At 40.9% G+C, this 21,933-nt stretch carries 24 protein-coding genes; 11 read left to right on the top strand and 13 right to left on the bottom strand.

Going from position 1 to position 21,933, the window contains the following annotated elements:
* Positions 1-1,763, bottom strand: a 1,763-nt coding sequence (locus V7K89_RS29720; RefSeq protein ID WP_335193719.1) for an MASE1 domain-containing protein, incomplete at its 3' end; no start/stop codon positions are given.
* Between the two features lie 223 nt (positions 1,764-1,986).
* Here V7K89_RS29720 and V7K89_RS29715 point away from each other — a divergent pair.
* A complete protein-coding gene (locus V7K89_RS29715; protein ID WP_335193717.1) occupies positions 1,987-6,081 on the top strand; it encodes a tetratricopeptide repeat protein in 4,095 nt (1,364 codons plus the stop codon).
* A gap of 70 nt (positions 6,082-6,151) precedes the next feature.
* Here the strand turns inward: V7K89_RS29715 and V7K89_RS29710 are convergent, their stop codons facing one another.
* Positions 6,152-6,370, bottom strand: a complete 219-nt coding sequence (locus tag V7K89_RS29710; RefSeq protein WP_335193715.1) for a type II toxin-antitoxin system HicA family toxin — start codon at positions 6,368-6,370, stop codon at positions 6,152-6,154.
* Positions 6,370-6,612, bottom strand: coding sequence for a type II toxin-antitoxin system HicB family antitoxin (locus V7K89_RS29705; RefSeq protein ID WP_335193713.1), 243 nt, complete (start codon positions 6,610-6,612; stop codon positions 6,370-6,372). Before V7K89_RS29705 ends, V7K89_RS29710 begins: the two co-directional genes overlap by 1 nt.
* A gap of 501 nt (positions 6,613-7,113) precedes the next feature.
* On the opposite strand from V7K89_RS29705, the gene V7K89_RS29700 reads away from it, so the two are divergent.
* A complete protein-coding gene (locus tag V7K89_RS29700; RefSeq protein ID WP_335193711.1) occupies positions 7,114-7,566 on the top strand; it encodes a retroviral-like aspartic protease family protein in 453 nt (150 codons plus the stop codon).
* Between the two features lies 1 nt (position 7,567).
* Positions 7,568-7,996 (top strand): hypothetical protein, encoded by a 429-nt coding sequence (locus tag V7K89_RS29695; RefSeq protein ID WP_335193710.1) that lies wholly within the window; start codon positions 7,568-7,570, stop codon positions 7,994-7,996.
* A 72-nt stretch (positions 7,997-8,068) separates the two neighbouring features.
* Here V7K89_RS29695 and V7K89_RS29690 read toward each other — a convergent pair whose 3' ends face one another.
* From V7K89_RS29690 to V7K89_RS29680, 3 genes are all read right to left on the bottom strand, one after another.
* Entirely contained in the window at positions 8,069-8,707 is a 639-nt protein-coding gene (locus V7K89_RS29690) for a histidine phosphatase family protein (protein WP_335193708.1), read from the bottom strand.
* A 753-nt stretch (positions 8,708-9,460) separates the two neighbouring features.
* Entirely contained in the window at positions 9,461-9,643 is a 183-nt protein-coding gene (locus tag V7K89_RS29685; RefSeq protein WP_335193706.1) for a CsbD family protein, read from the bottom strand.
* 343 nt (positions 9,644-9,986) lie between these two features.
* Positions 9,987-10,451, bottom strand: a complete 465-nt coding sequence (locus V7K89_RS29680) for a hypothetical protein (RefSeq protein WP_335193704.1) — start codon at positions 10,449-10,451, stop codon at positions 9,987-9,989.
* Positions 10,452-10,704: 253 nt separating this feature from the next.
* Between V7K89_RS29680 and uvrB the strand changes: the two genes are divergently transcribed.
* The gene (gene uvrB, locus V7K89_RS29675; RefSeq protein ID WP_335193702.1) at positions 10,705-12,702 is read left to right on the top strand and encodes an excinuclease ABC subunit UvrB; all 1,998 of its coding nucleotides are present in this window, start codon (positions 10,705-10,707) and stop codon (positions 12,700-12,702) included.
* 10 nt (positions 12,703-12,712) lie between these two features.
* Positions 12,713-13,273 (top strand): Uma2 family endonuclease, encoded by a 561-nt coding sequence (locus V7K89_RS29670; protein ID WP_335193700.1) that lies wholly within the window; start codon positions 12,713-12,715, stop codon positions 13,271-13,273.
* A 201-nt stretch (positions 13,274-13,474) separates the two neighbouring features.
* Here V7K89_RS29670 and V7K89_RS29665 read toward each other — a convergent pair whose 3' ends face one another.
* A complete protein-coding gene (locus V7K89_RS29665) occupies positions 13,475-14,179 on the bottom strand; it encodes a calcium-binding protein (RefSeq protein WP_335193698.1) in 705 nt (234 codons plus the stop codon).
* 66 nt (positions 14,180-14,245) lie between these two features.
* Between V7K89_RS29665 and V7K89_RS29660 the strand changes: the two genes are divergently transcribed.
* From V7K89_RS29660 to V7K89_RS29650, 3 genes are all read left to right on the top strand, one after another.
* On the top strand, positions 14,246-14,428 hold the full coding sequence (locus tag V7K89_RS29660) for a hypothetical protein (RefSeq protein ID WP_335193696.1): 183 nt from the start codon (positions 14,246-14,248) through the stop codon (positions 14,426-14,428).
* 177 nt (positions 14,429-14,605) lie between these two features.
* Positions 14,606-14,938: a DUF4258 domain-containing protein gene (locus V7K89_RS29655; protein WP_335193694.1), complete on the top strand. Its 333-nt coding sequence runs from the start codon at positions 14,606-14,608 to the stop codon at positions 14,936-14,938.
* Positions 14,928-15,149, top strand: a complete 222-nt coding sequence (locus V7K89_RS29650; RefSeq protein ID WP_335193692.1) for a YgiT-type zinc finger protein — start codon at positions 14,928-14,930, stop codon at positions 15,147-15,149. The genes V7K89_RS29655 and V7K89_RS29650 overlap by 11 nt, the downstream gene beginning before the upstream one ends.
* 242 nt (positions 15,150-15,391) lie before the next feature.
* Here the strand turns inward: V7K89_RS29650 and V7K89_RS29645 are convergent, their stop codons facing one another.
* The 5 genes from V7K89_RS29645 to V7K89_RS29625 form a co-directional block, all read right to left on the bottom strand.
* Positions 15,392-15,760, bottom strand: a complete 369-nt coding sequence (locus tag V7K89_RS29645; RefSeq protein ID WP_335193690.1) for a hypothetical protein — start codon at positions 15,758-15,760, stop codon at positions 15,392-15,394.
* 109 nt (positions 15,761-15,869) lie between these two features.
* Positions 15,870-16,013 (bottom strand): hypothetical protein, encoded by a 144-nt coding sequence (locus V7K89_RS29640; RefSeq protein ID WP_335193688.1) that lies wholly within the window; start codon positions 16,011-16,013, stop codon positions 15,870-15,872.
* 2 nt (positions 16,014-16,015) lie between these two features.
* Positions 16,016-16,363, bottom strand: a complete 348-nt coding sequence (locus V7K89_RS29635; RefSeq protein WP_335193686.1) for an STAS-like domain-containing protein — start codon at positions 16,361-16,363, stop codon at positions 16,016-16,018.
* An 18-nt stretch (positions 16,364-16,381) separates the two neighbouring features.
* Positions 16,382-17,296, bottom strand: coding sequence for a hypothetical protein (locus tag V7K89_RS29630; protein WP_335193684.1), 915 nt, complete (start codon positions 17,294-17,296; stop codon positions 16,382-16,384).
* Between the two features lie 98 nt (positions 17,297-17,394).
* Complete coding sequence (locus tag V7K89_RS29625; RefSeq protein WP_335193682.1) at positions 17,395-18,015, bottom strand: tetratricopeptide repeat protein; 621 nt, start codon at positions 18,013-18,015, stop codon at positions 17,395-17,397.
* Between the two features lie 174 nt (positions 18,016-18,189).
* Here V7K89_RS29625 and V7K89_RS29620 point away from each other — a divergent pair, with 174 nt between their 5' ends.
* From V7K89_RS29620 to V7K89_RS29610, 3 genes are all read left to right on the top strand, one after another.
* Positions 18,190-18,666, top strand: coding sequence for an MEKHLA domain-containing protein (locus V7K89_RS29620; protein WP_335193680.1), 477 nt, complete (start codon positions 18,190-18,192; stop codon positions 18,664-18,666).
* Positions 18,667-18,934: 268 nt separating this feature from the next.
* On the top strand, positions 18,935-19,654 hold the full coding sequence (locus tag V7K89_RS29615; protein WP_335193678.1) for a rhomboid family intramembrane serine protease: 720 nt from the start codon (positions 18,935-18,937) through the stop codon (positions 19,652-19,654).
* Positions 19,655-19,779: 125 nt separating this feature from the next.
* Positions 19,780-20,451 (top strand): rhomboid family intramembrane serine protease, encoded by a 672-nt coding sequence (locus V7K89_RS29610; RefSeq protein WP_335193676.1) that lies wholly within the window; start codon positions 19,780-19,782, stop codon positions 20,449-20,451.
* 132 nt (positions 20,452-20,583) lie between these two features.
* Here the strand turns inward: V7K89_RS29610 and V7K89_RS29605 are convergent, their stop codons facing one another.
* Positions 20,584-21,678: a T3SS effector HopA1 family protein gene (locus tag V7K89_RS29605; RefSeq protein ID WP_335193674.1), complete on the bottom strand. Its 1,095-nt coding sequence runs from the start codon at positions 21,676-21,678 to the stop codon at positions 20,584-20,586.
* Positions 21,679-21,933: the final 255 nt, after the last annotated feature.

The raw sequence follows: 21,933 nt of genomic DNA, 5'->3' as shown, positions 1-21,933 counted from the left end.
CCTCCGAGACTTTTATTTATATTGCGATGATACGTATTATGCTTCGACGACTCGCATGAGTTTTTACTTTCTTGGACTTTTAAAACATCCTCTAATGCATCAACAGCATTGCTCAAAAGACTCATAAACACTTGATTAAGCGAACCAGCATCACATTCAATCAGTGGTAACTGACCATACTCTTTAATAACCTGGATCTGTGGGCGATTGGCTGTCGCTTGCAATCGATATTGCAAAATCACTAAGGTACTATCAATCCCTTGATGAATGTCTACCGCTTTCAATCCTGATTCATCCAAGCGTGAGAAGTTCCGCAGCGATAACACAATAGTAGAGATGCGCTCAGTACCGATTTGCATAGACTCAAGCATTTTGGTTATATCTGACCGTAAAAAGTCCAGGTCAAGTTTATCCAATTCTGCGTGCAGGGCTTGAGGTGGATTTGGATAGTGCTGTTGGTAAGCTTGCAATGCTCTCAGCATATCTTGGATATACTCAGAAAGATAAATTAAGTTGCCATGAATGAAACTAACCGGGTTATTGATTTCATGGGCAACCCCTGCCACCATCTGTCCCAATGCAGACATTTTTTCACTGTGAAGCATCTGTAATTGAGTCTGTTTAAGCGTTTGTAGGGTTTGCTGAAGAGTTGTATTCTTTTCATTCAATTCTTCAGTTCTCTGCTGAACTCGAAGTTCTAGAGTTTCGTTGGTTCTAGCTAATTCGGCAAAAGCTAAACGCAGCTTGGTTTCAGCTTGTGTTCGTTCTGCGATCGTTGCTGTCAACACCAGAATGGTAAGTGTAATCACGCCAATAAACGATTGCAGTTGGATCAAAGATTGGTTGAGATCCTGACTCACAAAACCACCTTTGCCATTAACAGTTGCGATTACAGCGATCGCAGCCACAATAAAAGTGAACAGCGTTGCACCCGGTTGCCCCAGTCGAAAGGCAGACCAGATCAACATCGGAATCAACATATACTCCAAATGATATCCCCCACCAAAAGCAACTTTGCCGATGAGAATTACCAACCCCATCAAGATAACTGGCTCTACTACGATTAACCAGAATCTCAAACGGCGTAAGTCAGCTCTTAAGTGTTGAATATAAGAGAGATTTTCACAATCCTCTGACGTTGAACTCAGGGATAACCATTGCCAGATTGGATGTTGGTTTTTTTGAATGAATTGCCCCCAACTAAGCAGAATCGGGGTGATGATAAAAATTCCGGAAACATTAGAAATCCACCAAGTTAACCAAACTGTCCCATACGCTGTCCAGGGAACTTTACCACTCAATGCCAAGCAAGCCACTCCAACAGTTGCATTGATGCCCGGCCCCACCATGCCGGTTAAGATCAAAAATTTGAACACATCGGTGACACGTTCTAAGGGATAGCGAAGGTTGGTAGTTTTCCGCAGCAAGAAGCCACCCAACAAAGTCCCTAGAGTTGTTCCGATCGCAATTCCCAGAACTGGCAGCGTTGAAATCACCAAGGATAAGAAACTTGTTGGATCTCGGAACGCCCAGAAGTTGGCGAGAAATGAACCCAGCAAAACACCGTACCCGATCCAGTTTCCAAACAACAGCACAGCTCCAGCAGCAATGCCATCTGGGGGCCAAACTGGAGTCACATTCTGAGGTGTGGAGGCAAGATAACGTGAAATTTCAGCCATTTCATAGTAAGCGATCGCCAAAACAACGGTGCCTCCGATTTGCCTTAGCGCATGAGGGAATATAGGCGATTTTTGTTGAATCATCCGTTTAGTGGCTGCTTGATATCAAAGTTACTTGTCTTTACATAGAATGCCCTTTTCCCTTAAGGTCAGAACATAAAGCAGCCATAAAAGTAGTTCATAAATTCATAAAATAAGCAATTTGTCAAGCTAATGTGTAAATGCCTTCTGCCTTACCCCCTACTTGTACTGAGTTAAAACCATAAAAACTCCTTATCCTCTCTGCGTCCACCGTGTAGCGTCTTCTTTGACAGGAAAAGTTCAGATTGACGACAAGCCGTGCGTCTACTGCGGTTCGCCTTTGGCGTTCCCACAGGGTAGCCGCTGCTCCGACTTCTCTGTGCGTCTGTGCGTGAATTACTCAAATCAGCTAGCATCAAATTACCCAGTAATCAGCACAGCAGCAATGGCAACAAATTGGTTGCGAATCACACATCAAAGCGAAACAATTCAACTTTCTTGGCAACGCGGATATGAAAATCCTCGCATAACCCCAGCAGTCCCTTTCCAACAACCCTTCGATGAAGAAAAGGCGGCTGAATTGCGCTGGTATTTAGAAGATTATTTAAAATTTCCTTACGGTATTTTTCCTGATAACGCTGCAAAAATCGAACAAAAATTACAGCAGTGGGGACAACATTTATTTGAGCTAGTATTTCGCAGCACAGACAAAGGAAGAGAGTTTTTTCAAGAAGCCACACGAGATGGACTCGATAAATGCGAACTCGGCATCATTTCCAATAACGCCAACGTGCTGAATTTACCTTGGGAATTACTGTATTCCCCTGATTATCAATTTCTTGCACCTTCACTGGCAGGAATGTATCGCAGTCTCAGCACTCAGGGCGTAAAAGCACCATTGCCACCAATGCCCGATGACCAACTGAATATTTTATTAGTCATTGCCCGCCCTTATGACGAACAAGACGTAAATTTTAAAACCATTGCCCGTCCTTTGCTGGCGGCGTTGCAACCAATACGTCAGCGAGTCAACCTGAAAGTATTGCGTCCCCCTAGCTTGAAAGCGTTTGAAGCGGAACTGCAAGCAAATAAGGGTTTTTATCATATCGTCCATTTTGATGGACATGGGAATTTTGACAGCGAGACACAGGGAGTTTTAATCTTTGAGGATGAACAGGGAAATGATCAAGCTGTCAGCGCTAGAGAAATTGCCCAATATTTAACAGATTGTCGCGTGCCTATTTTTGTGCTGAATGCTTGCAAGTCTGGGCAAGTAGGCGAAGAAGCTTTTTCTTCTGTAGCGGGACAGTTGGTGAAACTGGGCGCAAAAGGTGTAGTAGCGATGGCGTATTCAGTTTACGCCAAAGGTGCAGAACACTTTATTGGACGGTTGTATGGTGAATTAGTCAGGGGAGAGTGTATCGCCACAGCAGTTGCAGCAGGGCGTAAGTCCATGTCTATTGACAAAATGCGCCCCAGTCCCAAAGGAAATTTACCTTTACAAGATTGGTTAGTGCCGGTGTTGTATCAGCAGGAACCCTATACGCCTTTTGTTCCTCAAAAGACAGCACCCAGTTTTGCTGATTTGATGGCGCAAGTGGACAACACTCCAGAAAGCAGCAAAGCTGTAGGTTTACCCGATGAAAGCGCTTATGGTTTTATTGGGCGAGATTATGAGATTTTGCGTTTAGAGAGAGCATTTCGGCAAAATCATCTGGTGCTGGTGCAGGGAATGGGCGGTGTTGGTAAAACTGAGTTAGCCGCAGGTTTTGCCCGCTGGTTGGATGATACCCAAGGACGCGAACATATTTTCTTCATCTCCTTTGAACAGGGTGCGGGGTTAAGTCAGGTAATTAACCAAATTGGTAGGGCGTTAGGAGGTGAAAGATTTTCCCAAATGATGCCAGAACAGCAAGATGCGGTGGTGCGGCAATATCTGCAAACTAATCCTTGTTTGTTGATTTGGGATAACTTTGAACCTGTCAACAGTTTCCCTACGGGGAATGAACCATTACTGAGTGGGGAAGAGAGAAATAAGCTGAAGCGGTTTCTTAAGGAATTGCGGGGTGGTAAATCTTGGGTATTAATTACCAGTCGCCGTGAAGAACCTTGGCTAGATTGTGGGTATAGTTTAATCAACTTGTGGGGCTTGTCTCAAGCGGATGCCCAAGAGTTAGCCGCGAAGATTCTGCAAACGATGGGTGTGGAGAGAAAGAACCTGCCAGCAGAGTATTTGGAGTTGTTGAAATTGTTGGGAGGACATCCCTTGTCATTGCGGGTGGTGTTACCGCATTTGCAGACACAGACACCCGTGCAGTTAATTGAGGCGCTGCGGCGGGGGTTGGATACTTTTAAAGGACAAGAGGAGGAAGGTAGGGAAAAATCTCTTACTGTGTCGTTGGATTATTCTTTTGCCAAGTTGTCGGAACGAACACGCCAGCATTTACCATTTTTGGCATTGTTTTGTGATCGGGTTGATACATATTGGCTGTATCAGTTCTCACAAAGTCTTAATAATAAATTTGGACAAGCTTATCAAGTGGTGTTTGGGGAGAACTTACAAAAGCCAGATTGGATGAGAATTCTTAATGAAGCCGCCGCCGCAGGTATTCTGGAATATTTGGGTAACATTATCTACAAAATTCACCCTGCACTACCTTGGTATTTACGGCAGCAGTTAAACACAATGGCTTCCCAAGAGGTGATTAAAAAATTAGAAAAAGAGTTGCTGATTTTCTATGTCTATTTGGCTTACAACCACAGTGAGCAACTTATCAGCAACGCAGAACTGGCAACTTTTGTACTGCGAGTCGAAGAACCAAATTTGTTGCAAAACTTGCGTCTTGCCGAATATCAACAGGAATGGGCTTATGCACATTGGATTTTGAAAGTTTTGGGAGAAGTGTATCAGCGTTTAGGGCGCAAAACCGAATTTAAGTCACTGCGACAACGAGCACTGAATCAAATTGGCATTCACTTGGCAGATGCAAAAGCAAAGGGTAAAGAGGCTTTAGATTTCTGGATTTATCTACGGGTTATGGATGCAAATGAAGCGATTGACAGTGCTAATTTAGAGGGGGCAAAAAAAATCTATCAAGAAATTCTGGATGAACTGATAACTGTAAAACACCCTTCAGTGAATGACATAATTGCTGTTGCTTATCACCAATTGGGCATAGTAGCCCAAGAACAGAGGCAGTTTGATGTGGCTGTTGATTACTATCTCAAGGCATTGAAGATTAAAGAAGATGCCGGGGATTTTTACAGTGCTGCCAAAGAATATCACCACCTGGGCATAGTAGCTGAAAAGCAGAGGCAGTTTGATGTGGCTGTTGATTACTATCTCAAGGCACTGAAGATTTATGAAGATGCCGGGGATTTGTACAGTGCTGCCAAAGAATATCACCACCTGGGCAGAGTAGCTCAAGAGCACAGACAGTTTGATGTGGCTGTTGATTACTATCTCAAAGCGCTGAAGATTTGTGAAGACGCGGGAGATTCGTACAGTGCTGCTGTTGAATATCACCACCTGGGCATGATAGCCCAAGAGCATAGGCAGTTTGATGTGGCCGTTGATTACTATCTCAAGGCGCTGAAGATACGTGAAGATGCTGGGGATTTCTACAGTGCTGCGAGTGACTATCACAACCTGGGCGTGGTAGCCCAAGAACAGAGGCAATTTGATGTGGCCGTTGATTACTATCTTAAGGCGCTGAAAATACGTGAAGATGCTGGGGATTTCTACAGTGCTGCTGGTGACTATCACCACCTGGGCATGGTAGCCCAAGAGCAACGGCAGTTTGATGTCGCTGTTGATTACTGTCTCAAGGCGTTGAAGATATGTGAAGATGCTGGGGATTTGTACAATGCTGCCAAAGAATATCACCAACTAGGCATGGTAGCCCAAGAGCAACGGCAGTTTGATGTCGCTGTTGATTACTACAACAAGGCGCTGAAGATAAAAGAAGATGCTGGGGATTTGTACAGTGCTGCTAAAGTATATGCCCTACTGGGCTTGGTAGCCGAAGAGCAACAGCAGTTTGATGTGGCAATTAACTATTATCAAAAAACCTGGGAAATTTTTGAGCAATTCTGCGATTGGTATTTGGTTTCACAAACATTAATTAAGTGGGGAAGGGTTTTAGAAGCTCAAGAAAATTACGCTCAGGCTTTGCAAATTTACATTCGTGTTTTAGCCATTGACTTAAAGCATAATCAAGATTGGATTGGTTATTGTATCAATGATTTAGGGTGTATGCTCCAGCAGTTAGGAGAAAGCCAGTTTCAAGTTATTTGGCGCGAGGCGATGGGTGAAGAGTGCGCGGGAGAGGTGCGCGAAGCAATTTGGGCAGCGCGATATGAGCTAGAAACAGAATCGTAGAAGATAACACTATGCAAGCTTCCAAACTCAAGGATAAAATTGGCGCAGATGGTAAAAAGCACTATATTTTTTAGAGTGCTTCCCATTCATCTCTACTGATTTGTGCCTGTTTTAATATTTTTGCTACTAAACCTTTGCTAATGTCTCCTTCATGCTGATTAGGAATGATTAATCTTAGTTCATCCTTAATCATAAATTGATGCTTTTTACCTGAGTATGGCCCCTCAAAACCAAGTTGTTTCAGATAATAAATTAAATCCCGTCGATTAATTGCTCCAAAAGCAGGCATTAAGCCACATCCTTATTAAAAGACAGGGAAATTCCATCTAGTACAGGTAAACTATGCCCTAACTGTAACCCTAATACAATCCACTCTTCCAAAGAATCTTTTAACTCTTCTCGGCAAGCTTCAAGTGTTGGAGCATTAGCGTATAATCCTTGTAGCCCAGGTATTTCTGCATAAAAAGTGCTATCGTCTAAAAGTTCATAAGTAGCTCGGTGCAAAGCTGCTTGAATATAGTTTGTTAACATTTTCTATTTTGGTTGGTTTTTGCTTTATTATCTTAATTTTAGGAAATTTAATTGGTATTTTGTTCAATTTTCTGCCTATCTGGGAGATTTAAATAGGGTTGCAGGTTAAGTTGACGCTAATGAAGATTTTTTCCTAGCGCGTGTTATTGATTCATAAGTTTTATTTAAGCGTTGCTAGCGATCGCACGCAGCGCACTACCCTAAAGAGCGATCGCATAAGCTTTTGTCAAAAAGTTGTAATGTTAAGGCTTAATGTCGTAACCTTAAGCCTTAATCTTGTAATGCTGGTGATTAATGTTGTAACGTTAAGCCTTAATGTCGTAACCTTAAGCCTTAATCTTGTAATGCTGGTGATTAATGTTGTAACGTTAAGCCTTAATGTCGTAACCTTAAGACTTAATGTTGTAATGTTGGTGACGACAAGACATTCACTTATAACTGCGATCGTTGATTCAAGAACCAATAAATTCTCTCTAGGTAATTTTCTAGGAGATGTCTATTATGGTAAACCTCAATACTTCCGATAATGCCAGCAATGATTCTATGGGTGCAGTTCGCATCAAAGTTAAACTAACAAATGCCATAGACGAAGCTCTTGTGAGTCGAGGAATGCTTAATCCCAATATGTTGCAGGTATATGAAACCGAAGCACTGGTGGATACTGGGGCTATGCGTACAGTACTACCAATGTTGATTGTAGAGCAGTTAGGTTTGAGAATTCGGGGTCAGCAGGTTGCTCAATACGCTAACGGCATGGAAGAATCTATCGGTGTGACGGAACCTGTAATTCTAGAATTAGAAGGGCGAGAAACGACGGAAGCAACATTAGTTACAGGCAAGACTGTGCTAATTGGGCAAACAGTACTGGAAACGCTAGATTTATTAGTAGATTGTAAAAATCAGCGACTTATACCAAATCCTAAGCATCCCAATTATTCGGTAATGAGAATCTAGCATGAATCCCCAATTAACTTCTATTGAAATCCAAGAACTTCAGCAACTTCTCCCAAACGACACCCCAGCGCAAAAAGCGCTTACTACCCTACAGCACCACAACGGCAATCTAGAAGCGAGTTTTGATGCACTCTGGCAAGAGAAAGTCGGCACAACAGATTATAGTAGGGGCAAAAAATCTCTGTTGCAACTCACCCTCGACGAAATCCGCGCGGAAATCTGTGGTGATGATGGTTTACGAGGCAAACTCAAACAATACACTAATAACCCTGGTAGTGCTTCTTTGCTCAATAGTATCATTGGCTCACTGGTTGCGGTTGCAGCAGTACATGGAATACCAATTGATGCTGCGATCGCAACAATTGTCGTGTTATATATTTTGAAAATTGGGATAAATGTTTTATGCAAATATACTGAGCCAGAGAATTAATGAAAGCAAGGGAAAAATAATAACTCCTAACTTCCTGTACAGACGCGATTAATCGCGTCTCTCCCAACTTCCTCATGTCCCCGGTAAATTTCGCAACCGCTCATCCAAATGACTACGCTCTGCCAAAACTTTTAATAACGGCCCATGTGAAGTAAATTCTACAATACTGACCGAAGCAACAGGGCATCCCAAACGAAAACGGAAGCGTCCCACGTCAATCCCTAGTAAACTACATAGAATAATTCTGATAGTTGCCTTGTGTGAAACAACTAAAACATTACCACTACTGTAATTTTGCTTGATTTCTTCAATTACCTGCAAGGCACGATAAGCAATTGTAACTGCCATTTCTCCACCATTTGGCGCATTCCAAGCGGGATCTGCTGACCAGCGAATATAATCATCGTGATATTCACGACTAATTACTTCTGGGGTTTTTCCTTCCCACAAGCCATAGTTGATTTCCTTCAAACCATCCCTAAGCTGTGGTTCTATCCCTATTGCTTCATACAAAGGTTTTGCTGTTAATACAGTTCGCTGCATTGGACTACAAAATACTGCTGTCCAATCCATAGAACTATATGTGTCTGCAAAAGCTTTTGCCATCTCCAAGCCTTCTGGAGTGAGTTCTGAGTTTATAGAACCGCAAAAGGAATTATTGCGGCTGCATTCTGTCTGTCCGTGACGGAGGAAATAAAGAGTTAGGTTCACGGTATATTCTCATCGATTGTAAATTTAAGAGCGCTAACAATCAGATGTAGCTGAAGATAGTTAATGCCTGTGGTATATTACTACAATTTTTGATATTTGAAATGATTTTCAGATTGAGCAAAGTTGTCTGTCATAGCTACCTCGTCGTAGACATTGCCATTCAAAAGTAGGTATTGGTGCAGCAACCAGAAATTAAATTAATTTTTCAGGTGATGTTATACCATCTTTCACTAAAGAATAGATTAAACAGAATGTTATAGCGGTTTTCAGTTGAGTGAGAGACAATCAAGTGTACTATACAGAGAAAAATGAGTCAGAATTATCAGCAACGAAAACATACTCCATAGATTTGCAACGCAAAATTACTTTGAAGGAAGTTGGGGTATTTGAGTGCGTAAGTTCTAACTTTAAAATATAATACGGTTTAGTTAAAGGTAATTAGTCTTTCAAGAAACGATAAATTGCGTCTCTACATCAGGTTTTTGTTGCTCATTCTGAACTCTATTGCTTTATAGTTATAATTATAAAAATAAATTAAGAATAAATTAAGTATAAACAAACATAGAGACGTAATTAATTACGTCTCTATAAAAAAAACTTTGTCAATCAAGCTAGTCCCTTACTTTCAAAGCTTGCTAAAAAAAGAATAAAGGTACATAGCATTGATTATTTAATGTTTCATAATTTTTTCTTGCAAAAATGGAATCCACTCCATTGTATACCTAAGGTTTCTGCACAAAAAACTATGAATTGTTAGTCAATGTTTTTCTTGACATTATCTTTCACATCTTCAATGCCGTGACTTACTTCGCTTTCGGCTTGCTTTGCTTTACCTTTAGCTTTATCTTCTGGATCTCCAGTTACATTTCCTAATGCTTCTTGGGCTTTACCTTCAACATTTTTAGCAGCAGCCTTTGCGCGATCTTCTATGCTCATTTTGATACTCCTGATTCAATTAAAAATTAATTTCAAAGCTATAAGCTAACTTTGAAACTCTTTGTTATCACTTTTACATAGTAACTTAAAGTTTTTGCTAAAGCCTTCCACCACAAGGCAGATTCAAGAATTCGGAATTCATAATTGGTAATTCGTAATTAAGAAAGTTAGTTTTAGTAAGCGTTCTGGCTGTTGGTGGAATATAAAATAAAGTGAGAATAGTTTAGTTACCTATGCTAAAAGACATAGAACAAATGTCACAAATGGTAATCTTTACTTTTTAAATAAAAAACCCAGCTTCGTATAGAAAATGGGTTAAGAAAGTTATGGGGATGTTTTTTGTTTAATCTAGAAAACCCATCAGGCTTTCAGGATTGTCAATCTCATTTGATGCTATCGGACGGTTCCCGAATGTTGAATAGCTTTCATCAATTACCAATGAACTTGAGGCAATTGGACGAATACCAGAGAGATTAATACTTTCAACCACTTGGAGTGTATTAGCACCAATTGGACGAATACCCATTGCATTATAGGTTTCAACTACTTCCAAGTGACTGGTGCTAACGGGACGTACCCCAGCAATAGAGAGTTTTTCAGCAACTTCTAAGTCGCTAGCGCCTATGGGGCGAATTCCAGAAATGGCGAGTGTCCCAGTAGCTCCCACTGGCAGTTCATTGACTTCCTCGGCTTTATCAGCATTCAAGCTCTGATCTTGTTGATTTTCAACTTCCTCTGTAACTTCCCCTGGAGACTTGGCATATTTTTGCCGAGAACTGGTTGCTTTGCCAGTGTTGCTAATAGCCATAAACGAACACCTCTAATTTATTAATTGAATTTTACAATAATTAAGGAAAGATGAAATTTTTTCCCATATACCTTAGAGTTTAACCTTAAAAAACCTCATATAGATATAAGAATCTTTAAAATTAATACATAAGTAAATTTAAAGTAATAACATTTGTAAATAATTATTACTATTTATTTGGTCTAAGAAGCCAGCTAGAATGGATACAGGGCGGAATCGTCACCATGAAATAGGGTATTTACAGCAAAACTGTATGACAGAATTTTGTCTTCAAGCTCCCTTTAGTCCTACAGGCGATCAACCACAAGCGATCGCCCAATTAACTGATAGTATCCAATCAGGCAATAGTTACCAAACTTTACTAGGAGCCACTGGAACTGGTAAGACATTTTCAGTAGCAGCAGTTATTGAGAAAATTGGCAAGCCAACTTTAGTTCTAGCCCATAACAAAACTCTGGCTGCGCAGCTTTGTAACGAGTTGCGGGATTTCTTTCCCAATAACGCAGTTGAGTATTTTGTCAGCTACTACGATTACTATCAGCCAGAAGCGTATATTCCTGTTACCGATACTTATATTGAAAAAACAGCGGCGATTAATGATGAAATAGATATGTTGCGGCATTCAGCGACGCGATCGCTTTTTGAACGCCGTGATGTGATTGTCGTTGCTTCCATCAGCTGCATCTACGGTTTAGGAATGCCATCAGAATATCTGAAAGCTGCCATCCCCCTTCAGATAGGTATGGAAGTAAATCAACGCCAAATTTTACGGGATTTGGCAAATGTTCAATATAGCCGTAATGACATAGAAATGGGTCGGGGAAAATTTCGCGTCCGGGGTGATGTTTTAGAAATTGGCCCAGCTTATGAAGACCGAATTATTCGTGTCGAATTCTTTGGTGATGAAATTGACGCGATTCGCTACATCGATCCGGTGACAGGGGAAATTCTCAAAAGTTTAGAAGCGGTGAATGTCTACCCTGCACGTCACTTTGTCACCCCAGAAGAACGATTAGAAATAGCTTGTGATGACATTGCCGCAGAATTAAAACAGCAAAAACTAGACTTAGAACAAGCTGGGAAACTATTAGAAGCGCAACGCATAGATCAGCGTACACGCTATGACTTGGAAATGCTCCGCGAAGTAGGTTACTGTAACGGCGTCGAGAACTATTCCCGTCACTTAGCAGGAAGACAAGCTGGAGAACCACCAGAATGTTTAATTGATTATTTTCCCAAAGATTGGCTATTAATTATCGATGAATCTCACGTTACCGTGCCTCAAATTCGAGGGATGTATAACGGCGATCAAGCGAGAAAAAAAGTTTTAATTGAACATGGATTTCGGCTTCCTAGTGCTGCTGATAATCGTCCTTTAAAAGCTGAGGAATTTTGGCAAAAAGTAAATCAGTGTATTTTTGTTTCAGCAACTCCGGGAAATTGGGAATTAAAAGTTTCTGAAAACCATGTAGTTGAACAAGTAATTCGTCCAACTGGGGTAATTGATCCAGAAATTTCTGTACGTCCCACAGAAGGACAAATTGATGATTTGTTAGGAGAAATTAAAGATAGAGTTGACCTCCATGAGCGAGTGTTAGTTACCACATTAACCAAGCGGATGGCAGAAGATTTAACCGAGTATCTGCAAGACCACAGTATTCGAGTGCGGTATTTACATTCTGAGATTAATTCAATTGAGCGAATTGAGATTTTGCAGAACTTGCGCGAAGGTACATTTGATGTATTAGTTGGAGTGAACTTGCTGCGGGAAGGTTTAGATTTACCCGAAGTTTCCTTAGTAGCAATCATGGATGCAGATAAAGAAGGTTTCTTACGAGCCGAACGTTCCTTAATTCAAACTATTGGTAGAGCCGCGCGTCACATCCAGGGACAAGCGATTATGTATGCTGATAATTTAACTGATAGCATGATTAAAGCCATTGATGAGACAGACAGGCGGCGTGGGATTCAAACGGCATATAATCGACTACATGGAATTACACCGCAACCGATTGTGAAAAAATCGAGTAACGCGATTTTGTCTTTTTTAGATGTGTCTCGGCGGTTAAATGCAACTGATTTGAAAGTAGTAGATGAACATCTAGATGAGCTGCCATTAGAACAGATTCCCCAATTGATTACTCTGTTAGAAACGCAGATGAAAGAGGCAGCAAAGAAACTGGAATTTGAAGAAGCCGCAAAATTGCGCGATCGCATTAAGCATCTGCGGGATAAAATGCTAGGACGTTAACGTGAATCTTATGCTGACCAATATTCGCCTAATTAGTGTTCAAGAATATCACCAAATGGCGGAAATGGGGATTTTTCATCCTGAAGAACGCTTAGAATTAATAGCGGGACAAATCATCAGAATGTCAGCAAAAGGAACTGCTCATGAATCAGCAATTACCCGCACAGAAAGGTTATTACGTCAACGTTTGGGTGACAAAGTTTTATTAAGAATCCAGTCACCAGTGCAACTTGATGATTATTCAGAACCAGAACCAGATATTTCAGTGGTGAAGCTGAATCCATTAGATTATGAGGATCACCATCCCAATGCTTCGGAAGTGTTTTTACTGATTGAAATAGCTGATTCCAGTCTCAAATACGATCGAGAAGTAAAAGCGATCGCTTATGCTAAGTCAGGCATTATTGAATACTGGATTTTAGATGTGAATGGACGTAAGTTGTATATGTATCGTCTTCCCAGTCCAGACGGCTATCACAGCGAGAGCATACTTGCAGAGGATGTGACAATTTCACCTTTAGCCTTCCCTGATTGTGCGATCGCTATTCGGGAATTATTGCGAAAAATCTGAGAGGCGATCACATTAAACACCTGCGGGATAAAAGGTTGGGACATTAATGCTTGGTCAGCGTAGCAATCAAGAGAATGCCCTTTTTTGGCTATCCTAGAACTGTCAAATCCATTAAATAGAAGCAATTATGTTGGAGCAATCCGACGAAGTTTGCCTCAACATGTTCAATCTCTCGGTTGTGGTTAACTTAACACACGGTTTCTAGAAAATGTTGATAGTACCACTAAAAATTAAGAATGAGCCGAAAGTAGAGGAAACTGTCGCAATCTGAGTGTCTTCAACGAACAGTGCGCCTGTACTGAAGTTGGTCGTAACCGCATCGAGAGAGTCTATATCTATTCCGAAACCTTCGGCGGAAATCCAAATCTCATCATTATCAGTTACGTTATTGAAGTCAGTGATGGTATCAATTCCTTCATCTGGGGAATTAAAGTAAAATCTATCGGCACCATCTCCGCCTGTAAGTATGTCCTTGCCCAAGCCTCCAACTAGGGCGTCATTACCGTCTCCGCCTGCAAGTATGTCCCTGCCCAAGCCTCCAACTAGAATGTCATCACTGACATTACCTTGTAACACGTCATCGCCATCATTGCCAATCAGGCTATCATTGCCAGCGCCACCCAAAAGGCTGTCAGCACCCGCCCCACCTTCTAAGGTGTCATTACGGGTGCCACCAGTCAGCACGTCGTTGCCATCATTGCCAATCAGGCTATCATTGCCAGCGCCACCTAAAAGGCTGTCATTACCAGTACCACCATTTAAGATATCGTCACCAAAGCTGCCATTCAGGGTGTCATTACCAGACGGGCTATTAACATTGCCACCCCTAGCCCATCCATATAATGTGTCATTTCCCGAAGTTCCATTTCTTGTGTCAGAACCTGTGGTGCCGTAGATAGTTGCCATTTTTGTTTTTTCCTAACTTTCCTAATTGATGTTCAGGGTAAAAGTCAGCTTATCACAATTGCAGAAATGGATTTATCGATCAACAGTGATGACAGGGTTGTTTGGCGATTAGCTCAGGAAAATCAGATGATTTTGCTTACAGCTAATCGCAGCATGAAAGGGAAAGATTCGCTCGAACAAGTCATACGTGAAGAAAATACTTTAGCATCGTTACCCGTAATTACGATTGGCAATGCCGATGACTGCTAAACGACTCTGAATATCGAGGTCAGTGTGTTGAAAGTCTGATTGAAATTGTGCTTGATATTGATAGTTATCGAGGTGCAAGGCGAATCTTCATCCCGTAATGTGGTTAACTATTCGTTCATGGCGATGGAGGATAAATAACATATATCCTGAGCCAGACGGATGTGAAAAAATAGTTATATGAGCTCACTTATTGAAGAAATCCGTCAGAAAGTTGCTGATGAACAATTTGAGTTTTCCAAGCACGCCGTTGATCAATCTATCTTGCGGCAAGTTCAGGTTAAAGAAATCAGAGAGGTAATCGCCAATGGACAGGTTATTGAAGACTATCCAAATGATAAGTACGGTCCAAGCTGTCTCATTAGTGGTTTGACCCAAGTTCAAAGACCTATTCACGTTCAATGTAGCTATCCCTCTGGTGCATTAGTCAGAATTATTACTCTGTATCAACCTGACCCCCAGAAATGGGATGAAGACTTTACACAAAGGAGAAACAGTGGCGATGACTCATGAGCAAGAAACGCTAGTTAAAAAAAAGGTAACTTACACGTTAGAGCTAAATGGACAGGTTTTCATGATTGAGAACGTACCTGCTCGCGTGAATGAAGAAACAGGAGAACAATTTTTTTCTTCATCAACTGTAGAACATTTACAGCAAATTGTCCTCAGTGGGCAACAGCCGGATCGCTTCACAGAAGTTCCTGTATACAACTATGCAGCATAATTATTAAAGATGCCCATTTGTACCACCAAGCGCAGTTTGAAACCGAAGCCACTGAAAGTTGAACTAGATCAGCGATGAGGATGCATTGAGATATTCTGCATAATGTCTGTTTTTTGCAGATTGATTTTGGGTTGGAGTCAATATCGTTCAAGCCAAGCAATCAGCAAAATACAATGGGCTGAACTTGCTGAGGCGATCGCATTCAGCATTTGCGGGATAAAATTCTGGGACGCTAAACCTAATTAGCGCACTACTAACTTATTCTGTAAAGCAGCTTCCTGAATTATATACTTGTTGCTTGTAAAGACCTGACTATCGGGAACAACACTATAATCAATGTCATCTGTGATAATTCTAATTTGTCCTGCTCCTGCTCTACTAATCGCTTCTAGGAGCAGTAGGTCATAGCCATCAACAGCTTGAGTTTTGAATCGCTTGATGGCTGCATCAGTTGTTGCATCATCTACTGTTTGATCAATAGGAACAGCGATCGCCTTGACCCGACGCCAAGTAAACTGAACTTCAGCAACGACATTCGCCCGTTCTATTGGGTCATTATGCCGATATTCTTTGATTGGTAGCCATCCATGAGATTGGATCATAAATCTCATATTCGGTCTTCTCAATGATATGAGCAAGCTCTGCTAAAGTAAGCCCAGAGTAGGTTAGAGTAGCTCCATTTGAAAGTGCTTGGTTGAGATAGTTGGGATAATTGTTGAGTTAGTAAGATTTAGCGCTAGACACAGCATTTACATAAGCGTACCAAAACCAGACGTTTGTATCTACGAAGAAAATATCACCTTGCTGTGAAATATCAGTTTTGATGTTGATGACATCAGCTTGGATGTTGAGCTTAATCGCCATACTCAAGGAGTTACAGCTATATTTGTGATCACTGTATCCACAGCAGTACGATATTTTTCATCAGAGTAATATCGTTTGGCTTTAGCCATTACATGTTCCAGAACATCCCACCCATCAGCGTTGAGAGAAGTGAATTCAACTAGCTGGTTCAGTTTGTCTGCTGGAATGTCCTTCAACAATTGACCAAAGGCGAAGTTCACGAATGGAGACGCAAAAACTTTCACGCCTGTGAAATCCAACTCTACAGGTTTGCCAGCTAGCAAAAGTGGATAAATCTGGTCATATAGTTTCTGTCCGCCATCAGCAGTGATGGCATATTCTCCAACAATATCGTAAATTTTGTATACCATTTCTCCATCTCCCGCTCTCTAGAATATTCGCTTCCTGTGTTGAGGAACTTCAGAAGCTAGACAGTAATAGGACTCATCACATCGAAGGGCAATATTAACTAGCGTTCCCGAAAAACTAGTACATTTGTTTTCATATATGATTCCATTATCCCTTATAGTGACATACCCGTCATTACTGAAAATCATCAAGTTTCCATGATTTTTTTTGACAAATTCTTGTAGTAAATGTAAACCTTCACCCTGTCGAACACCATTCTGCTTTGTACTATTTCCCGGCTGGAATGCCCACTCTAGAGCCTCAGTAGCAGTCATGGCTGAGTTTTCAGGTAAAGTGCGAACTCTATTAGGGATACCAATACCAAAGTCGATAACCGTTAACTGAAGCGTACCTGCTTCGGGATAGTTTTGACCGCAGCTAAACACGCCTATTGCAGACTGGCTATGCTCAAAGGCATTGAGATATATTTCTACGACTTTTCCTGTAATTGCTTCCTGTAATCCAGGACTGATATTGACCCAACCTTTGCCTAGCCACTTGTATCGTAGGTAGTCAGCTATAGCTATAGGGTCATGCTGGCGATCGCTCCTAAAGGGGATAGAGTTTCCATCCCAAGGTTCCCAATTGTAGCCAAAATCGCATAAAAAACCATTCTGAGCCAAGTTAGTACGAATTTTTTTATCGGTAAGTGTATTCCAGTCGAAAGTCACATGACCACCATTAGCTTCAAGCAGGTGAACCATTCCCCCTAGAAACGCAACACCGATATGTCCCAGAAATTCGCAATAGTTAAAATTAACTGTAACTTTTAAGTCGTCTTTAGGAAGTTGCGTAATGTCATACCAGTCTCTAAAAAGTCTATCAATATAACGAGGATGACCGTGGATTGTGCGTACATAGAGAATTGGGGGCTGAGTCTTAGTAAGTAACAGCAAGGCAACTCCAAATGGTTTTTATTCTCTATAATTGTGAGTAATTTATATCAATAATACCCCAAGCTCAAAAAGGCATCCTCTAGGACATTAATACTCGACTATATCCAGCCTTGCAATTTTTTGTGTACCTGCGCTAAATACCACATATAATCATCAATTTTGTAATTATCAGCAGCTTTCACTATATACTCCTGAGCCAAATTAATATTATTCTCAACTTCGTAATATAATCCCAAGTAAAGATGACTGTAAAAATTTCCCTTTATCCCTTCTGACTGACCAATAGTTAAAACATCATCTGGTGTACAATCTCCAGCATACAAATCATATACGCGCTGCATAATACGTCGAGGGTCATTTTTTACAGTTAGTAAAGAATTACGCGCCTCTTCAACACCTAACGAACGAGCTATGCAGAGATATCGCCATACTGTTTCTTCTACATCTTGAGCATTTACTGTCAAATCTATTTCAAATTGTTCAGCGCCCTCAGTAAATCTTTCTGCATAATAGTATGATAATCCACGTTGCCAGAGATAAGGTTTAATACGGACATCCAATTGCTCTGCGATGTCGAAATCTTGAATAGATTCATCAATCTTGGCTAGTTGAAAGTGAACCATGCCTCGGCGAATGTAAGCATTAGGATTTTTTGGTTGATTATGGATGGTTTCGTTCCAGCGCTGGAGTTTATTTTCCAAAGAATTTGAAAAAAACATGAGTTGCCAAGCCTATATAGATAGATTAACTAAAAAAATCTTTTCAGCTTTGGGAAGAGTATGTCAATCTTTTTTCAAATCTTCCATATATTAGGTGTTGCTGATTTCCTAAAGTATTAATAAAAAAACTGTTTCATGGCATACTAAATTTTGGTGCTATGTATTCATTTTCTCATGACCAGCATTATCGAATTTCCTTGGCAGCAAGAGGCAATTATTCGCCACAGTCAACGCCTAGTAAACAGTTTTCAGCATTGGACGGGAAATGCTTTGTTGGATGTAAATGCTGTACCCCAGGAAATAGCACAGGTATTATTTGAAGCACCTTTTGTTTTAGTTTCTCACGACACTGAGTCAGACCCAATTTTCAATTATGGTAATCGCAAAGCGTTAGAACTATGGGAACTTTCTTGGGAAGAATTTACCAGAATGCCTTCCCGAAAATCGGCTGAAGAAGTAGTGCAGGAAGAACGCGATCGCCTCTTAACAGAAGCAGCAACTAAAGGGTTTAGCTATTTTTCTGGTGTGCGGATCACCAGCACTGGTAAACGCTTTGAGATTCAAGATGGCATCCTCTGGAATCTTTTAGATGAGCAGAATAAATTGTGCGGTCAAGCAGCAGTTTACTCTAAGTGTACGTTTATTACATGATCACTCAATACGGTTCGATTAAAGGGGAAAGCCAAAAGGGACTGAGGTTTTAAATACATCCTTTCCCCTTTACCCGCAAACCCATTCCCCAGACCACACTCGATTGTGAAAAATGCTTATCCAAACCGTATTGCATGATCGCTGCCTCATAAAATATAAGTACTAATTATTTACTTAGTTAAAGCGAGATCCATCCATGAGGTAGAAGAAACTACTTATAGAATTCAGTATTGTAAAGTTTGTGTCTTCAAATCAGGAAAAAACGCTTGTGGTTCCTATTAGAGATAATAATCCGACAAAAATCACCCCTTATGTAACTTATGGACTGATTGCTGTCAATGTCCTCGCTTTTCTTTATGAAGCAAATCTTCCTCCACAAGCATTAAATGGGTTTTTACACCTTGCTGCTGTAGTTCCACGAGAACTGACTTTAAGCTTTGGAGGTACTTCTCTACATCAACCAGTGCCAGAGTGGGCAACTTTGATTACTTCACAATTTTTGCACGGTGGTTTCTTGCACTTAGCTGGCAATATGCTGTTTCTCTGGATTTTTGGTAACAACGTTGAAGATAAGTTAGGTCATGCCAAATATTTACTGTTTTATTTATCTTGCGGTGTTTTGGCATCCTTGACTCAGTGGTTCTTCGCTCAAGATTCTAGCATTCCTTCTTTGGGTGCAAGTGGTGCGATCGCAGGTGTCATGGGTGCATACATTCTCCGCTTTCCCAACGCTGAAGTTCTTGGCGTCGTACCTTTAGGGTTTTTCTTCCCAACTTTCCGTGTCCCGGCATATTTCTTTTTAGGATTCTGGTTTCTCGAACAAGCTTTCTACGGACTTGCCAGCCTTGAAACACCTACCAATATCGGTATGGAAAGTGGCGGTATTGCCTACTGGGCCCATGCAGGCGGGTTTATCTTTGGGGCAATTCTCGGCCCACTGTTGGGTTTATTTAGCGATAAATCTCAGGAAGAATCTTGGTACAAGTAGTTTTTTATAATATTGTCTTACCCTCAATTATGCTAATTGATTTAATAAGTGAAGTTGCTTAATCTTCGCAACTGCTAGACTTACAAGCTATATTGCAGTTAGTCAATAATTTAGGAAAAACATCTGTGTTTCCCCTATACGATGAAAATCCGACGCGAATTACCCCGTATTTCACCTACGGGTTAATTGGCATGAATATTTTAGTTTTTATTCATGAGGTGAGCCTGTCACATGCACAATTGAGTCAGTTTTTAGGTGAGTATGCGGTAGTACCTCAACAGTTAACCACCAATTTGAGTGGAGAGTGGATAACATTATTTACGTCACAATTCTTACATGGCGGTTGGTGGCACTTAATCTCGAATATGGTGTTTCTCTGGGTTTTTGGCAACAATATTGAAGATCGATTGGGTCATGCCAAATATCTGATTTTTTATTTGGCGTGTGGTGCTTTAGCTGCCTTGTGTCAATGGTTTATTGGAATGAATTCTGAGATTCCTTCATTAGGGGCAAGTGGTGCAATTTCCGGGGTTTTGGGTGCATACATTATCCGCTTTCCTCACGCTCAAGTCATGACTTTAATATTTTTGGGGATTTTTATCACTACAATCAGAGTTCCAGCACTAATAATAATTGGACTTTTCATTGTGCAAAATGTGATATCCGGTCTTGCTAGCCTACAAACAGCCGCTAACATGACTGTAGAAGCTGGTGGAGTTGCCTACTGGGCACATATCGGTGGTTTTGTTTTTGGGGTAATTCTCGCTCCCCTTTTTGGCTTGTTTCGGCGCGACTAAATACAGCATTTCCTAAATTCATAGCCAAAAAATTGCTAACTGTTTTTATCTTATTTTTTGTTGAGTGATGGCTTCATTGATATCCTAAAGCGCAATTTTTTAACCCATTACGAATGAACTCACACCCTTGGCTCAGTCCAATGGTATGTAAATATCTTCTGAGTTAGGATTGAGATAGGGACGCTCTATGTCAAGCCCCAAGCGCTCAAAGTGTTGGATAATATATTTCATCCGAGCTTGTTTTGATTCGTCACTGTTTTGATGAGCTTCAAGCATTGCATTAGCAACAATTTCGCAGCGGTTTTCTCCAAACTGTTGTTGACCTACAAACTTGAGTTCAGAAGCAGGATGTTCGGCTAACCCAATACCAGGTGCGAGTACCTTGGTAAATATGGGAACCTGCTTTCGAAAGTGGGACTTATTTTCTGCATAAATCGTCTGTAAGACTGGCAAAAGAATTTTTTTGTATCGGTAAGACTCATCTGGGTTAAAAGGAAACTTGAGAAATCCTGAGTTATACAACCTGTAGTTCAAAGGGTTATGTAATACCTCAAAAGCGAAGGGAACTTTCACTTCATTCAATTTTGTCGTTAAATATTTCATAGCCCAAACAGCAGCTTCTGGACTGAAGTTGAAGTAAACATTTATTCCGTCACTGTGAAACTTTAGAGGCGGTAAACCACCTATGCTATCGCCATTTGCTCTATACCTATTTCCATTAATAAAGCTAGAAGGTAACAATACTGCTACTGGATCGTTTACAGTAGCTGATTGCAAAGATAAAGGAAGATGACGTTCTCGCTGAATGTGTAGAATCATAGCATCGAAATCTGCGGCAAGACTACCATCAGCTTCCTGTCTAATGATGTGGTACCCTGGGTGAAAAAAACCTCTCCCTTGATTGTTCATGTCCAATTGTTCATAAAATTCCCAGTCTATTTCTCTGGAATCTATTTCTTGTAGAATTTGTTCGTTCGTCTTAATTCCTGGGCTGACTTCTTTTACACGCGAACCTTCAAAGTAAATACTTTGTATAAATTTTAATAACTGAGAATTTAAATATTTATACTGGATTTTCTGAGGCATCTTTTGCAGTTGTACCACAGTAGCAGCAGGAGTTTCTATAGGAGGATAGTGAGAATGACTGATGCGTAATTCGGAAAATTTTATTTGAATGTTGTCAGCAATATCGTGTAAAGTCTCCTGTAAAGTAGATGGTAATTGCATGATAGATTCTCTTACATTTTGTTATTGACAGAGTATTGAATCAGTGAGTTTTTCCATTTTGCAAAAAATACCTCTGCTTGTCATTGCAAGCGTAATGAAATGGAGCGTAAGCGCAAAGCGTACGTTAAGAGCGAACGCGCAGCGTGTCCCCTTGGGACTCAGCAATCGCTAAGTCTAGATGTTGCGATTGCTTCATTTTGCTACCCTTCAGATTCGGGGGCTGGCAATCGACGCGAACCGCTATCGTTCTTAGCG

Source organism: Nostoc sp., assembly GCF_036917515.1.
Classification (GTDB): Bacteria; Cyanobacteriota; Cyanobacteriia; order Cyanobacteriales; family Nostocaceae; genus Nostoc.
This window is presented reverse-complemented; position numbering and strand designations above follow the sequence as displayed.